Source organism: Citrobacter arsenatis (assembly GCF_004353845.1).
GTDB lineage: Bacteria > Pseudomonadota > Gammaproteobacteria > Enterobacterales > Enterobacteriaceae > Citrobacter > Citrobacter arsenatis.
Window position 1 is genome coordinate 3,161,563 of sequence record NZ_CP037864.1, and the last position, 15,105, is coordinate 3,176,667.

Sequence of the window (15,105 nt, forward strand, 5' to 3'; positions counted from 1 at the left end):
TAGGTCATGGCACAACATGGTGCATTAGCCACATTGAAAGACCTGGCTGAAAAAGAGGTAGATGACGCCGCTGTCTTATTGGGAGAGATGCGTCGTGGCTGTCAGCAGGCGGAAGAGCAGTTGAAGATGCTGATCGATTATCAGCATGAGTATCGCAACAATCTGAACACTGACATGGGTCAGGGTATTACCAGCAATCGCTGGATCAATTACCAACAATTTATTCAGACGCTGGAGAAAGCCATTGAGCAACATCGCCAACAGCTCAATCAATGGACGCAGAAAGTAGACCAGGCTTTGAACAGTTGGCGTGACAAAAAACAACGTTTACAGGCGTGGCAGACTCTGCAGGACAGACAAACCTCGGCGGCGTTACTGGCCGAAAACCGCCTGGATCAGAAAAAAATGGATGAATTTGCTCAGCGCGCAGCTATGAGGAAACCCGAATGATTACTTTACCCCAACTGATTACCACCGACACCGACGTAGCCGCAGGTCTTCAGTCAGGCAAAGCGGTAGATTCACCCGAGGATTTTTTAGCGCTGCTGGCTGGCGCATTAGGCGCAGGCGACGCACAGGGTAAAGACGCCCCGCTGTCGCTTGCCGACTTGCAGGCGGCCGGAAGCAAACTGCAAAAAGGGTTGCTGCAAAAAAATGGCGATCCAGGCCCGACGCTCAAGTTATCCGAACTGCTGGCGCAAAAAGAGGTACAAACCGATGCATCTCTTGCCGACATGACAGACGCTCAGCAATTGTTGTCAGCCCTCACGCCCTCCTTGAAAGCTAATGCCCTGACAACACTGGGTAAAGTCGCTCAGCAGGATGAAAAAACCACCACGCTCAGCGATGACGATCTCGCCAACCTGAGCGCGTTGTTCGCCATGTTGCCAGGACAACCGCTGGCTACGCCTGCCGTCGACAGCGCGCCAGCCCCCGTTGATGCCGCGCTTTCGGCGTTGTCACGAGGCACGGCACACGGCGCTATCGCTGATAACGCGGGCGAACTGCTGCCCGGTGATGCCAAAAAAGGCAAAGCGGACATTGCCACTCCTGGCAACAGTCTGGATCAGACAAGCAATCCGACGCTAACCCCGCTGACGGCAGCGGCGGCGACCAGAGCAGAAATTGACAGCGCCCCTTCGCCGACCAGCATTGGCGTGACGGCGGCTCCGTTAAGTGCTCCGCAGCCCCATGCTCAGCCGTTACCAGCTGCCGCACCGGTGCTCAGTGCGCCACTGGGCAGCCACGAATGGCAGCAATCACTCAGCCAGCACGTGACGCTGTTCACGCGCCAGGGTCAGCAGAGCGCTGAACTGCGCCTGCATCCGCAGGATCTCGGCCAGGTACATATTTCCCTCAAGCTGGATGACAACCTTGCTCAGCTGCAAATGGTATCACCGCACAGTCACGTGCGCGCCGCGCTGGAAGCCGCGTTACCGATGCTGCGTACGCAGTTGGCTGAAAGTGGGATCCAGTTGGGACAAAGCAACATCAGCAGTGAGAGCTTTGCCGGACAACAGCAGTCTTCCGGGCAGCAACAGCAGGCGGGACGCGCTTCGGGACAAGACATTTTTGCCGCTGAAGAGGACGCCATACTGCCAACCCCAGCCTCCCTGCAGGCCGCAGCACGCGGCGATGGAGCTGTAGACATCTTCGCCTAACGCCAGAGGTAGCATGATTATCCGCGTCTTTTCCACGCTTTGTCGTGGACAGGACACGGGATAATCAGCCCATAAGCTGTACCGAAACAGGAAGCCCGTATCTGATGACTGACTCCGCGATTAACAAAAAAAGTAAACGCGCTATTTGGATCCCTCTGCTGGTATTAATTACCCTCGCCGCCTGCGCAACTGCGGGATATAGCTACTGGCGCATGCAGCAGCAGCCGTCCGCCAGCGTCAAAGCGGAACCGGCTCCACCGCCTGCCCCGGTGTTCTTTGCGCTGGATACCTTTACCGTCAATCTGGGTGATGCGGACCGTGTACTGTATATCGGTATCACGCTGCGCATGAAAGATGAGGCGACGCGTTCACGTCTTAACGAATATCTGCCAGAAGTACGCAGTCGCTTGCTGCTGCTGTTCTCTCGTCAAAACGCGGCCACGCTTGCCACTGAAGAAGGTAAGCAACAGCTCATTGCCGCCATCAAAGAGACGCTCGCGACTCCGCTCGTTGTTGGGCAACCCAAACAGGTTGTCACCGACGTTCTTTATACAGCTTTTATTCTGCGGTAAAGACATGGGCGACAGTATTCTTTCTCAGGCTGAAATCGACGCATTGCTTAACGGCGATAGCGAAACTAAAGACGAACCCATTTCCGGTATCGCAAAAGAAAGCGATATTCGTCCTTACGATCCCAACACCCAGCGCCGCGTAGTACGTGAGCGTTTACAGGCACTGGAGATCATTAACGAACGCTTCGCGCGCCAGTTCCGTATGGGGTTATTTAACCTGTTGCGCCGTAGCCCGGATATTACCGTAGGTGCGATCCGTATCCAGCCTTACCACGAGTTTGCGCGTAACTTACCGGTTCCGACCAACCTGAACTTAATCCACCTCAAGCCGCTGCGCGGTACGGGTTTGGTGGTGTTCTCACCGAGTCTGGTATTTATCGCTGTTGATAACCTGTTCGGCGGTGATGGCCGCTTCCCGACGAAAGTGGAAGGTCGTGAATTTACCCATACCGAACAGCGTGTTATCAACCGCATGCTGAAGCTGGCGCTGGAAGGCTACAGCGACGCGTGGAAAGCCATCAATCCGCTGGAAGTGGAATACGTTCGTTCCGAGATGCAGGTGAAATTTACCAATATCACCACGTCTCCTAACGACATCGTGGTAAACACCCCGTTCCACGTTGAAATTGGCAACCTGACCGGTGAGTTTAACATCTGTCTGCCATTCAGCATGATTGAACCGCTGCGTGAACTGCTGGTGAACCCGCCGCTGGAAAACTCGCGTAATGAAGATCAGAACTGGCGCAATAATCTGGTGCGTCAGGTTCAGCATTCTGAGCTGGAGCTGGTGGCAAACTTTGCCGACATTCCGCTGCGGCTATCCCAGATTTTAAAACTGAAACCCGGCGATGTACTGCCGATTGAAAAACCCGACCGCATTATTGCTCATGTGGACGGCGTGCCTGTACTGACCAGCCAGTATGGCACTGTAAACGGTCAGTATGCGTTACGCGTAGAACATCTGATAAACCCGATTTTGAATTCGCTGAATGAGGAACAGCCCAAATGAGTGATATGAATAATCCGTCCGATGAGAACACTGGCGCATTGGACGATCTGTGGGCTGACGCGTTAAACGAGCAAAAATCCACGCCCACCAAAAGTGCGGCCGATGCGGTATTTCAGCAGTTAGGCGGCGGCGACGTCAGCGGTGCTTTGCAGGACATTGACCTGATCATGGACATTCCGGTCAAACTGACCGTTGAATTAGGCCGTACCCGTATGACCATCAAAGAGCTGCTGCGCCTGACGCAGGGTTCGGTCGTCGCGTTGGATGGTCTGGCCGGCGAGCCGCTGGATATCCTGATCAACGGTTACCTGATTGCCCAGGGTGAAGTGGTGGTGGTCGCAGATAAATACGGCGTACGTATCACCGACATTATTACCCCATCTGAACGTATGCGCCGTCTGAGCCGTTAATCATGAATACCCAGGCGACAGTTTCTCAGCCAGCCGCCGTACCCGGCTCACCGCTGGTGCAGGTCAGCGGCGCACTGCTCGGGATCATCGTGTTAATCCTGGCGGCTGCCTGGGTCATTAAACGTCTGGGATTTGCGCCCAAAAGCGCCGGTACGCGCGGACTGAAAGTTGCGGCGAGTACCTCTCTGGGTCCACGCGAGCGCGTGGTAATAGTCGAGGTTGAAGACGCGCGCCTGGTGCTGGGCGTCACGGCCTCGCAAATTAACGTACTGCACACCCTGCCCCCGGCACCGGCCGAGGCAGAAGAAAAACCGGCCTCCCCCGCGGATTTCCAGGCCATGATGAAGAGTTTGCTCAAGCGTCCTGGGAGATCCTGATGCGCCGTTTGTTATCCATCACGCTGGCAGGCTTATGGCTTTTCAGCCCCGTTGCCCTCGCTCAGCTTCCGGGTCTGGTGAGCCAGCCGCTGCCAGGCGGCGGACAAAGCTGGTCTTTGCCAGTACAAACGCTGGTGTTTATCACCTCGCTGACGTTTCTGCCCGCCATTTTATTGATGATGACCAGTTTCACCCGCATCATCATCGTTTTCGGCCTGCTACGAAATGCGCTGGGAACACCTTCTGCACCGCCGAACCAGGTGCTACTTGGCCTGGCGTTATTTTTGACCTTTTTCATCATGTCGCCAGTGATCGACAAAATTTACGTCGACGCGTATCAACCGTTCAGCGAAGAGAAAATCTCCATGCAGGAAGCCATGGAGAAAGGCGCACAGCCGCTGCGTGAGTTTATGCTGCGCCAAACCCGTGAAGCGGACCTGGCTCTGTTCGCCCGTCTGGCAAACAGCGGCCCACTGCAAGGACCAGAAGCCGTACCGATGCGAATTTTGCTTCCGGCCTATGTCACCAGCGAGCTGAAAACGGCATTCCAGATAGGTTTTACTATTTTCATTCCGTTTCTGATTATCGACCTGGTGATCGCCAGCGTGCTGATGGCACTCGGGATGATGATGGTCCCCCCGGCCACGATCGCCCTGCCGTTCAAGCTGATGCTGTTTGTGCTGGTTGACGGTTGGCAGTTGCTTGTCGGCTCGCTGGCACAAAGCTTTTACAGTTAGAGGCGCGAAATGACTCCTGAATCGGTCATGATGATGGGTACAGAGGCGATGAAAGTCGCCCTGGCCCTTGCCGCGCCTTTGCTGTTGGTCGCCCTCGTCACAGGTCTTATTATCAGTATTTTGCAGGCGGCAACCCAGATTAACGAAATGACGCTGTCCTTCATTCCTAAAATTGTCGCGGTGTTTATTGCCATCATTGTTGCCGGCCCGTGGATGCTTAACCTGCTGCTCGACTACGTGCGTACGCTGTTCAGCAATATCCCCTATATCATCGGGTAGATAACATTATGCTGCAGGTGACCAGCGTCGAGTGGCTCCACTGGCTGAATCTTTACTTCTGGCCTTTGCTGCGCATACTGGCGCTCATCTCGACGGCCCCTATTCTCAGCGAGCGTGCCATTCCCAAACGGGTAAAACTGGGGCTGGGATTAATGATAACCGTCGTTATTGCCCCGTCGATTCCTCCCGTTGACGTTCCCATTTTTTCTATCGGCGCGCTATGGCAGGCAATGCAACAAATCCTGATCGGCATCGCCTTAGGTTTCACGATGCAGTTTGCGTTTGCGGCAGTGCGTACCGCCGGGGAATTAATCGGCCTGCAAATGGGTCTCTCCTTCGCAACCTTCTTCGACCCCGGTAGCCGTCTGAACATGCCGGTGCTGGCACGACTGATCGACATGCTCGCCATGCTGTTGTTCCTGACCTTTAACGGCCATTTATGGCTGATTTCACTGTTGGTGGATACCTTTCATACCTTGCCAATCGGCGGCAATCCGGTGAACAGCAACGCGTTTCTCGCACTGGCGCGGGCGGGTAGCCTGATCTTCCTCAACGGACTAATGCTGGCCTTGCCGATCATGACGCTGCTACTCACGCTGAACCTCGCACTCGGCTTGTTGAATCGCATGGCGCCCCAGCTGTCAATTTTCGTCATCGGCTTTCCACTTACCCTCGCCGTGGGTATTTCATTAATGGCGGCCCTAATGCCATTAATAGCCCCATTCTGCGAGCGATTATTCAGCGAAATTTTTAATTTGTTGGCAGATATCGTCAGTGAAATGCCGGGAAAATAATAACCCTTAATTTTTATCCTGTTTTACTAAGGATTGTCCTAAATTTAAAAAGCGACAACATCCACCAGGATATCTCTGTCGCGGTTTATTTGTTTTTGCCTCACTCACAGAACGCAACATTTACTTTACTTTAAGATGTTTCCTGGCAAATTATACGCAACTTTACGGGATAGTAAATTCGCCTGAAAAACAGCGAAAGCGTCATCTTGGGTCGTTATTATTCCGTTTAGTTGTGATGAAATAATCAGGTAAGGGGAATTATCGTTACGCATTGAGTGAGGGTATGCCATGTCAACGATTATTATGGATTTATGCAGTTACACCCGGCTAGGGTTGACCGGATATCTGGTAAGTCGGGGGGTGAAAAAAAGGGAAATCAACAACATTTCCAGCGTTGATGAACTCAGTCTCGCCTGTGTCTCTCAACAACCCGCTGTGGTGTTTATTAATGAGGACTGCTTTATCCACGATCCTGCTAATAGCCAGCAAATAAAGCAAATTATTAATCAGCATCCCGGCACATTATTTATTGTGTTTATGGCAATTGCCAATGTACATTTTGATGAATATCTATTAGTAAGAAAAAATTTATTGATTAGTTCTAAGTCGATTAAACCTGATTCACTGGATGAACTTCTTGGCGATATTCTGAAAAAGGAAGTTGATATTGTCATTGATGTGAATCTGCCAACCTTGTCATTAAGTCGTACCGAGTCCAGCATGCTGCGCATGTGGATGGAGGGTCAGGGAACAATACAGATATCCGACCAAATGAATATCAAGGCCAAGACCGTGTCATCCCATAAGGGGAATATAAAACGAAAGATAAAGACGCATAATAAGCAAGTGATATATCACGTTGTTCGACTCACAGATAATGTTACCAATGGGATCTTTGTGAATATGCGCTAAGACATTCTGACTGGTGGCGAAACCACCAGTCAGAATCACTGCAAAACTGTCCTACTCCACTTTCTCCACAAAGATACCATCCTGATGACCTGATTCATTGAAGAACCAGATACCGAGCGGGTAGTCTTCCAGCGAAACCAGGTACATGGTGCCTTCACTAAACTCTTCGATAGCCAGTACCACGCCCGGTCGACGAGGACCGCCGTCCGTTTTGACTGTAACCCGATCATTCACCTTCATCGTTTTCCTCCTGTGGCTTTGTGCCAGTGTAGAACAATTTCCTTTTTCTGGCAGCGCCCGGCACGTGCGATTGCGGGTTTTATCGACGGTCTATACTTAAGTGGTGCGTATCTGATATCTGGATGCGCTCCCCCGGTATCCTTAACGGTTGAGAGGTATGAGGATGAAAACCGCGAAAGAGTACAGCGATACGGCCAAACGTGAAGTCAGCGTCGATGTGGACGCGCTGCTGAAGGCAATCAACGAAATCTGCGAGAGTGAAATTCATCGCAGCCAGGATGACCCGGAACGCGTCAGCGTCGACGGACGTGATTACCATACATGGCATGAACTGGCCGACGCGTTCGAGCTTGATATCCATGATTTCAGCGTGTCGGAGATCAATCGCTGACTGAGGGCGAAAAAAATCCCGGCCCTTATCGGGTCGGGATCAAGCTTGCTTATGCAAGAAGCACTTGAAAATTCGTTACACCAGGAAATCTGATGTGAAACAAACCTTATCTGCAATTTTTTTGCGTGACAAGTAAATAATTCTCACCAAAATGATAAATATAACTAATGGTTGAGAGAGCGCCCGGTTACGCGCAAGCCAGATGTTCAGGTATCCTTGCAGAGCGATCTGCGCTCGCCCGGCACCAGTTCATCCTCACGAAATGCTTCCCGTTTGACGCCAAAGCCGTCGTACCAGCGACACTCCACCATTCCACTGGCATACCCGGTAACGATCATGCGTGGGCCACCCTCTTTGGAGGTGACTTCCTCACTGACAGAAAAGACCATACCTGCCTCCTGTATCAAGAGAAACCTTTTCACCTTAGACGACAAAGAGGCGTTTTGCGTAATCAACCTTGCGACAATTAGTGCGAAACTCCGCGCAGTCTGGCGACCGCTTTCACCAACAGCACCACAATCCCACCAATAATAAAACCGAGCACCAGATTCAACAGGGTCGGAAGCATTAGCGCAATCAATGCACTTTGCTGTTGGGAAAAATGTTCAATCGCATGATGCAGCGGTGATATTCCGTGTACTACGATGCCGCCACCGACCAAAAACATCGCCAGCGTGCCGACCACAGAAAGTGTTTTCATCAGCCAGGGGGCAACCACCAGCAATCCTTTCCCCAACGACTGGGCAAGCGCGCTGCGTTTTTCTGCCAGCCAGTACCCGATATCATCAAGCTTTACGATAATCCCGACCAGGCCGTAAACCCCCACGGTCACCACTAACGCGATGCCAGACAACACCAGCACCTGATTCAACAGTGGCGCATCCGCTACGATACCCAGCGTAATCGCGACAATCTCGGCAGATAAAATAAAGTCGGTACGTACAGCCCCTTTGATTTTATCTTTCTCAAAGGTGAGCGGATCCTGCGCCGCCAAAGATGTCAGACGCTGCTGACGCTCTTCCGGCGTTTCTTTGTGCTTACGCGCTTGCAGGGTATGGAGAACTTTCTCCACGCCTTCAAAACAGAGAAACGCCCCGCCTACCATTAATAAGGGGGTGATCGCCCAGGGAATGAAGGCGCTTATCAATAGCGCCAACGGCACCAGGATAACTTTGTTAACAAACGATCCTTTCGCCACGCTCCAGACTACCGGCAGTTCGCGGTTTGCCCGTACGCCCGACACCTGCTGCGCGTTGAGCGACAGGTCATCTCCCAGTACACCCGCGGTTTTTTTCGCGGCCAGTTTTCCCATGACGGAGATATCATCCAGCAACGTGGCGATATCATCGAGTAAGGTCAATAAGCTACTTCCTGCCAAAATTTTTACCCTCAATATTATTTTTTTGCAGTCATAAGTATGAAGTAAAACACGCAATGCTGAAACTGACCTTTCTGGTCAACAAATTTTTAACATCGGCAGGTAATTATAAATCTCGCCAGTACGATAGTTTTGACGTTTACTATGTTGCACCTTTTTATTTCCACCGTGAGGGATTATGCGTTTCAGGCAATTGCTACCGCTTTTCAGTGCGCTTTTCGCGCTGTACATCATTTGGGGTTCCACGTACTTCGTTATTCGCATTGGCGTTGAAAGCTGGCCGCCATTGATGATGGCTGGCGTTCGTTTTCTCTCTGCTGGAATTTTGTTAACCGCATTCTTACTTATTCGCGGACATAAGCTGCCGCCTCTGCACCAGCTCCTGAACGCCGCGTTAATTGGTATCCTGCTGCTGGCTGTCGGTAACGGACTGGTGACCGTCGCAGAACATCAAAACGTGCCTTCCGGTATTGCCGCCGTAGTGGTCGCCACCGTGCCGCTGTTTACGCTGTGCTTTAGCCACTTTTTTGGCATTAAAACGCGCAAGCTGGAGTGGATGGGGATCGCAATTGGACTCGCGGGGATCATCATGCTGAACAGCGGCGGGAATTTGAGCGGTAACCCGTGGGGCGCTGTTTTGATCCTGATTGGTTCAATGAGCTGGGCGTTTGGCTCGGTGTACGGTTCACGCATAACGTTACCCGTTGGCATGATGGCCGGAGCCATCGAAATGTTAGCCGCCGGTATTGTGCTGATGTGCGCCTCGCTGCTTTCCGGAGAGAAGTTGACCACTATGCCAACTTTTTCGGGCTTTATGGCGGTCGCCTATCTGGCGCTATTTGGTTCTATTATTGCCATTAACGCGTATATGTATCTGATCCGCAACGTCAGTCCGGCATTAGCCACCAGCTATGCCTACGTGAACCCGGTTGTCGCCGTACTGTTAGGCACCGGTCTGGGAGGAGAAAGCCTGGCCCTCATCGAATGGCTGGCGCTTGGCGTGATCGTGTTTGCGGTGGTACTGGTCACACTTGGTAAGTACCTGTTCCCCGTTAAAGCGGACGCCGTTGTGGCCTCATCGGAAAAGACGTTACAGTAAATGAATACCGAGAGTGTCGATCTGCGCGCTGGCACCACCGCCGCAGATCCACTCAATGACGCGTTCGGATAACGCGTCATCCCCCAGCTTTTCACGTCCGCGTAAGGCGCACTCCCAGACAATCAGTACGCGCCAACCCAGTGTCTGCAACTTTTCACAATCCCGCGCATCACGCTGAACATTTTTCCCTATTTTTTCCAGCCAGAACGCCGTTCGTGTGGCGGGAACTTTAAACAAATAGCAGTGGTGATGATGCCAGAAACAGCCGTGGGTAAAGATTACACAACGATAATCATCCACCACAAAATCGGGGCGACCGGGTAACGCCGCATCCTGCACACGAAACGTTACCCCCTGCTCTGTCAGCAAGCTGGCGAGGCGTTTTTCAATGGCAGTATCGCGGGTGGCTATCGCCCGCATATTTTTACTGCGCGTTGCCTTATCGTGAACGTCTGCCATGCAGGTTCTCTTTCTCGCGAATAGCAACCGCCTGTTTGATTTTTGGCTCCAGCAGCCTGGCGACCGCCGCAAATGCCGGGACGACCACGGAATTACCAAACTGGCGATAAGCCTGCGTGTCCGACACCGGGATCCTGAACTGATAGCCCTGGGGGGATTCAAATCCCATCAGCCGTGCGCACTCTCTGGGCGTCAGCCTGCGCGGTCGATGCCGCTGATTGTGCGGATCGTCGAAATCCTTTTCACCCAACGCCATGTCCCAGCCGCGGTCAATAAGGATCTCGGCACCGTCTTTATAATAACGTGCAGATAATGTGCGCGTTACGCAATCGGGATTGTCGGGATACACCATGCCATAGCCAAATCCATTCCCCCGCGCCTGATGCTTCTTCGCATAGCGATACAGATATTTCCACAGCACCGGCGTCAGCACATATTTTGCCTCGACGGTCGGCTCAAGCAGCTCCGCCAGCGTAGTGCGCCGCTGAGGATAGCGGGAGACGATATCGCGCAGCGTGAAGTCTGATTTCAGATTCAGATCGCGGCGAAAGCCGACGAGCACAATACGTTCGCGATGCTGAGGCAAGAAATGTTGCCCATCGATAATTTTCGGATCGTCCGGCCCGTTATCGTCTGCATCCGCCACGTCATACCCCAGCTCATCCAGCGTTTGCATAATGATACGGAAGGTTTTTCCCTGATCGTGACTCTTCAGGTTTTTGACGTTTTCAAGCACAAAGATTGCTGGCCGACGCGCATCAATAATGCGCACCACGTCAAAAAACAGTGTGCCTTGCGTGTCGCAGGCGAAGCCATGAGCCCGCCCTAACGCGTTTTTCTTTGATACGCCGGCCAGTGAGAATGGCTGACAAGGAAACCCCGCCAACAGAACATCATGCTCAGGAACATGCTGGCGAATATGTTCTGCCGCCTGCTGGTCGCTCACCCCATCATGATGACTAAGCGTGATATCACGAATATCGTCATTAAATTGATGCTGGTGAGGATCGCAGTAGTGATTCGCTTTGTAGGTGCGCACCGCATGCTTGTTCCACTCGCTGGTAAACACGCACTGCCCGCCAATCGCCTCAAAGCCGCGACGAATACCGCCAATACCGGCAAAAAGATCGATAAAGCGAAAAGCATAGTGTGGATGATGCGCAGGCGGCGTCGGCAGCAAGGAATTCAGATGTGCCAACTCACCGTCGCTTAGGCGATGCCACGTCTCATTAGCGACAACTCGCTTAAAGATGGCCGGACTCCAGCGGTTCTCGCCAACGCCATTCAGATGAGCAACCAGCGTTTTCACGTCATAAATTTCAAGCAACTTAGCCAAAATTACCTGTGCGGAGGCTTCGTTATCATCTGTCATCGGGTTCATGGAGCCTGCTACTGAAAAATTATCCTGCATACATTTAACCGGCCGAAATGGATAACCGACAGATTAACATAAAATGACGCGGTTGACGTTGCGGTAGTCATGACGTCTAAAGCGCTTTAAAAGGTTGAATTGCGTCAAGATCCAGCATTTCATATTCTCCTTTTAGCTCCGCACTCAGTTTGGCCATGTACGTCAGCAAGAAGTCAGCATTATGCTGTGCCAAGTGTCGCCCTTGCTCGGTTTGCATAGTCAGCGGCAACGTCAACAGTTTGGTCTGGAAGTGATCGAGCGCGTACTGTTTATCGTCGAGACTACGCCGCCGCGCGAAGGGATCTTCCGCATCAAATAGCCCCACGCCTAACGCTCCAGACACGGCAAATACGCGCGCTAATCCGATAGCCCCCAGCGCCTCAAGCCGGTCAGCATCCTGCACAATTTTGGCCTCAAGGGTTTCTGGTACGATTTTGGCGCTGAAACTGTGCGCCTCAATGGCATGGCACACGGCAGGTATCCGTTGATGCGGAAAATCAGGGAAATCGTGCATCAAAACGCGACGCGTTTCCTGGGCTGCCAGTACTGATGAACGATGACGGTCAGGGTGGTTCTTCGGCAAGCTAACGAGGTCATGGAAATAGCAAGCAGTCAGAACGACCAACCAGTCAACGGCCGCATCCGTGCTCAACTTTTGCGACGTCATCCACACACGACGAAAGTGAAAGATGTCATGGGCAGCGTCGTGCCCAGAATGATTTTCACGTAACCAGGCTTCAAATTTCGACTGCCAGTACTGTAGTTCCATGTGATCTCACATTGTAGAAAGAAAACCAAACTTACAACAATTCTCATATTAGACTACCCCCGCCCCGATTCATCATCAATATTTATTATTTTATTAAAAACATAATTTGAGAAAAGTTATATCACCCCACCTTTACACTCTAATAAAAATCTCAAATATGATAACAATACAAATAACCAGAATTAATAAAATACATACTTTATATTAATTAATAAAAATTATAAGTCATTGATACATAAATATAGACATTGTAAATATCAACACAAAAACTATATTATTCAAATTATACAAAGCTGACACAGAAACAAATTGAAATATTTTAAATACATTTGTTACATGTTATATTTTAAATTAAATGAACTTCATAGATAGTATCCAAATGTAGTCTTTTGGATAGTACTACATATTCATATTAATTATTATCAAAAGGGAATACATAATGAAAAGAAAAGTACTGGCACTGCTTCTCCCTGCTTTATTAGCTGCAGGCGCAGCGAATGCGGCTGAAATTTATAATAAGAACGGCAATAAACTGGATCTGTACGGTAAAGTCGACGGGCTGCGTTATTTCTCTGACGACGCAGGCAGCGACGGCGACATGACCTATGCGCGTCTGGGCTTTAAGGGCGAAACGCAGATCAACGATATGCTGACGGGCTATGGTCAGTGGGAATATAACATTCAGGCCAACGGCACCGAAGGTGATAAAGGCGATTCCTGGACTCGTCTGGCTTTCGCTGGCTTAGGATTTGGTGAGAACGGCACCTTCGATTACGGTCGTAACTATGGCGTTGTCTATGACGTAGAAGCCTGGACCGACATGCTGCCAGAATTTGGTGGCGATACTTACACCCAGACCGACGTATATATGACCGGCCGTGCTAACGGCGTAGCCACCTATCGCAATAAAGGCTTCTTTGGCCAGGTTGATGGCCTGAACTTCGCCCTGCAGTATCAGGGTAATAATGAAGGTGAAGGTAAATGGAGTGGTCAGGAAGGTTCTGGTAACAGTGAGAGCCGTAAACTGGCGAAAGAAAACGGCGACGGCTTCGGTATGTCTACCTCCTATGACTTCGACTTCGGTTTAAGCCTGGGTGCTGCGTACTCCGCATCTGACCGTACCGACGATCAGGTTGCTCGTGGTTATCAGGATGGTATGAACAAACGCAACAACTATGCTGGTGGTGAAACAGCTGAAGCCTGGACCGTTGGCGCGAAATATGATGCCTACAACGTTTATCTGGCAGCTATGTATTCCGAAACCCGCAATATGACCTATTACGGCGGCGGCAACGGCGAAGGTAATGGCGGTATCGCTAACAAAACGCAAAACTTTGAAGCCGTTGCTCAATATCAGTTCGACTTCGGCCTGCGTCCATCCATCGCTTACCTGCAGTCTAAAGGCAGCGATTTAGGTGGTCAGGAAGTTAGTCGTGGTAACTGGCGTTATGTTGACAAAGATCTGGTCAAATACGTTGATGTGGGCATGACTTACTACTTCAACAAAAATATGTCTACCTACGTTGATTATAAAATCAACCTGTTGGATGAAGACGACAGCTTCTATGAAAGCAATGGTATCGCAACTGACGACATCGTTGCCGTTGGTTTAGTCTACCAGTTCTAATTGAAATACAAACAGCAAGCCCGCTTCATATGAAGCGGGCTTTTTTGCGGCCCTAAAGTGGAATAGTAGCTTTGAGGTATAGCTGGGATCCTTCAGGCCGGTTGCGCACATCCCTTTCTTTCTGCCATTTCAGCGTCAGGAGCCAGCCCCTGTCGTTGGCATAACGAACAGAAGGACCGATAGAAAAGGCCTGTGCTTTTGCTGAAGCTGAGTTTGGTCCATCATCATTGGTTGTCTGCATGAATGCGTAACCACCAATACCAACCACCCAACCATTTCCCACTGCCCATCCTACTGCATAATCGGCATGAAAAGCCTGGCCTGACCGCGTATTAGTCTCCTCATTGCGGAAATTAAAGTCATACATCATTTTTATATCCGCATTTACGCCTTTTTGCGGGATATAGCTAATTGCCCATACCGGTTGCACAGCCCAATAGTTTCGCCCCAGACTTGAAGGGTCATATTGGTCGTAATCACCTGTTGGCGCAAACACATCCACGCCCAAGACAAAGTGAAGATCGCGGGAAGGATGGAAACCCAATGCTGAACCCAGCGTGATATCTCCAAGCCCCTGGCTGGTATATTTCCGCCCATACGATTTAGCCGTGACATCAAGCAGCGGAAGGATAGAATGAAACGCCAACTGTCCCCCCAGAAGATGCTGCTCCGTGACCCAAATAATGCGTGGTGCCAGGATATTGACGTTCATACTAAAGCCCGGCCCTGAAATATCATGTCCTTTGTTGTCGCGTACGTGGTCATATCGCGCGTTGCCTCCGTACAGCAGAACATGTAAACCTTCGGCGGGAAGAGCCCCAGACATATAGTTTTCCAGACCATCGGGATAAATACCCGGTCCGTTTCCCTCGGTGGCGACCACCGAAGGTGCTGCGAGCAGAAAAGCCACGCCTGGCAAAATCCTTTTCATCCTCTTTATCATTTTGCTATCCATTAATACTGTTTAACTGAAGGAAATG

At 51.0% G+C, this 15,105-nt stretch carries 19 protein-coding genes and 1 pseudogene; 13 read left to right on the top strand and 7 right to left on the bottom strand.

Annotated elements, in window-relative coordinates:
• The first annotated feature begins 6 nt into the window (after positions 1 to 6).
• From fliJ to rcsA, 10 genes and pseudogenes are all read left to right on the top strand, one after another.
• A complete protein-coding gene (gene fliJ / locus E1B03_RS16445) occupies positions 7 to 450 on the top strand; it encodes a flagellar export protein FliJ (protein WP_003839084.1) in 444 nt (147 codons plus the stop codon).
• The gene (fliK, locus tag E1B03_RS16450; RefSeq protein WP_103771249.1) at positions 447 to 1,661 is read left to right on the top strand and encodes a flagellar hook length control protein FliK; all 1,215 of its coding nucleotides are present in this window, start codon (positions 447 to 449) and stop codon (positions 1,659 to 1,661) included. Before fliJ ends, fliK begins: the two co-directional genes overlap by 4 nt.
• Positions 1,662 to 1,765: 104 nt before the next feature.
• Complete coding sequence (gene fliL / locus E1B03_RS16455) at positions 1,766 to 2,233, top strand: flagellar basal body-associated protein FliL (protein ID WP_016153493.1); 468 nt, start codon at positions 1,766 to 1,768, stop codon at positions 2,231 to 2,233.
• Between the two features lie 4 nt (positions 2,234 to 2,237).
• Positions 2,238 to 3,242, top strand: a complete 1,005-nt coding sequence (fliM, locus tag E1B03_RS16460; protein WP_048218013.1) for a flagellar motor switch protein FliM — start codon at positions 2,238 to 2,240, stop codon at positions 3,240 to 3,242.
• On the top strand, positions 3,239 to 3,652 hold the full coding sequence (fliN, locus tag E1B03_RS16465; protein ID WP_133086583.1) for a flagellar motor switch protein FliN: 414 nt from the start codon (positions 3,239 to 3,241) through the stop codon (positions 3,650 to 3,652). Before fliM ends, fliN begins: the two co-directional genes overlap by 4 nt.
• The gene (gene fliO, locus E1B03_RS16470) at positions 3,652 to 4,029 is read left to right on the top strand and encodes a flagellar biosynthetic protein FliO (RefSeq protein ID WP_103771250.1); all 378 of its coding nucleotides are present in this window, start codon (positions 3,652 to 3,654) and stop codon (positions 4,027 to 4,029) included. The genes fliN and fliO overlap by 1 nt, the downstream gene beginning before the upstream one ends.
• Positions 4,029 to 4,766: a flagellar type III secretion system pore protein FliP gene (gene fliP / locus E1B03_RS16475; protein ID WP_006684053.1), complete on the top strand. Its 738-nt coding sequence runs from the start codon at positions 4,029 to 4,031 to the stop codon at positions 4,764 to 4,766. Before fliO ends, fliP begins: the two co-directional genes overlap by 1 nt.
• Positions 4,767 to 4,775: 9 nt before the next feature.
• On the top strand, positions 4,776 to 5,045 hold the full coding sequence (fliQ, locus tag E1B03_RS16480) for a flagellar biosynthesis protein FliQ (protein WP_003030425.1): 270 nt from the start codon (positions 4,776 to 4,778) through the stop codon (positions 5,043 to 5,045).
• A gap of 8 nt (positions 5,046 to 5,053) precedes the next feature.
• A pseudogene (gene fliR, locus E1B03_RS16485) lies at positions 5,054 to 5,849 on the top strand (flagellar biosynthetic protein FliR).
• Positions 5,850 to 6,127: 278 nt separating this feature from the next.
• Positions 6,128 to 6,751 (top strand): transcriptional regulator RcsA, encoded by a 624-nt coding sequence (rcsA, locus tag E1B03_RS16490; protein WP_103771252.1) that lies wholly within the window; start codon positions 6,128 to 6,130, stop codon positions 6,749 to 6,751.
• A 51-nt stretch (positions 6,752 to 6,802) separates the two neighbouring features.
• Here rcsA and dsrB read toward each other — a convergent pair whose 3' ends face one another.
• Entirely contained in the window at positions 6,803 to 6,991 is a 189-nt protein-coding gene (gene dsrB, locus E1B03_RS16495) for a protein DsrB (protein WP_003030419.1), read from the bottom strand.
• A gap of 163 nt (positions 6,992 to 7,154) precedes the next feature.
• Here dsrB and yodD point away from each other — a divergent pair, with 163 nt between their 5' ends.
• Positions 7,155 to 7,382, top strand: coding sequence for a YodD family peroxide/acid resistance protein (gene yodD / locus E1B03_RS16500; protein ID WP_003030417.1), 228 nt, complete (start codon positions 7,155 to 7,157; stop codon positions 7,380 to 7,382).
• A 206-nt stretch (positions 7,383 to 7,588) separates the two neighbouring features.
• Here yodD and E1B03_RS16505 read toward each other — a convergent pair whose 3' ends face one another.
• Positions 7,589 to 7,771: a YodC family protein gene (locus E1B03_RS16505; protein ID WP_103771253.1), complete on the bottom strand. Its 183-nt coding sequence runs from the start codon at positions 7,769 to 7,771 to the stop codon at positions 7,589 to 7,591.
• Between the two features lie 77 nt (positions 7,772 to 7,848).
• A complete protein-coding gene (locus E1B03_RS16510; RefSeq protein ID WP_181012809.1) occupies positions 7,849 to 8,763 on the bottom strand; it encodes a DUF808 domain-containing protein in 915 nt (304 codons plus the stop codon).
• Positions 8,764 to 8,938: 175 nt separating this feature from the next.
• Between E1B03_RS16510 and yedA the strand changes: the two genes are divergently transcribed.
• A complete protein-coding gene (gene yedA / locus E1B03_RS16515) occupies positions 8,939 to 9,859 on the top strand; it encodes a drug/metabolite exporter YedA (protein ID WP_133086584.1) in 921 nt (306 codons plus the stop codon).
• On the opposite strand, the gene E1B03_RS16520 is transcribed toward yedA, so the two are convergent.
• From E1B03_RS16520 to E1B03_RS16530, 3 genes are all read right to left on the bottom strand, one after another.
• The gene (locus tag E1B03_RS16520) at positions 9,851 to 10,318 is read right to left on the bottom strand and encodes a very short patch repair endonuclease (RefSeq protein ID WP_133086585.1); all 468 of its coding nucleotides are present in this window, start codon (positions 10,316 to 10,318) and stop codon (positions 9,851 to 9,853) included. The genes yedA and E1B03_RS16520 overlap by 9 nt on opposite strands.
• A complete protein-coding gene (locus E1B03_RS16525) occupies positions 10,299 to 11,729 on the bottom strand; it encodes a DNA cytosine methyltransferase (protein WP_133086586.1) in 1,431 nt (476 codons plus the stop codon). Before E1B03_RS16525 ends, E1B03_RS16520 begins: the two co-directional genes overlap by 20 nt.
• Positions 11,730 to 11,805: 76 nt before the next feature.
• Positions 11,806 to 12,498, bottom strand: coding sequence for a phosphohydrolase (locus E1B03_RS16530; RefSeq protein ID WP_103771258.1), 693 nt, complete (start codon positions 12,496 to 12,498; stop codon positions 11,806 to 11,808).
• 439 nt (positions 12,499 to 12,937) lie between these two features.
• Here E1B03_RS16530 and ompC point away from each other — a divergent pair, with 439 nt between their 5' ends.
• Positions 12,938 to 14,125, top strand: a complete 1,188-nt coding sequence (gene ompC, locus E1B03_RS16535) for a porin OmpC (RefSeq protein ID WP_103771259.1) — start codon at positions 12,938 to 12,940, stop codon at positions 14,123 to 14,125.
• A 52-nt stretch (positions 14,126 to 14,177) separates the two neighbouring features.
• On the opposite strand, the gene E1B03_RS16540 is transcribed toward ompC, so the two are convergent.
• Positions 14,178 to 15,056 carry a SphA family protein gene (locus E1B03_RS16540; protein WP_246044117.1) on the bottom strand — a complete coding sequence of 293 codons (879 nt, stop codon included), beginning with the start codon at positions 15,054 to 15,056 and terminating at the stop codon, positions 14,178 to 14,180.
• Positions 15,057 to 15,105: the final 49 nt, after the last annotated feature.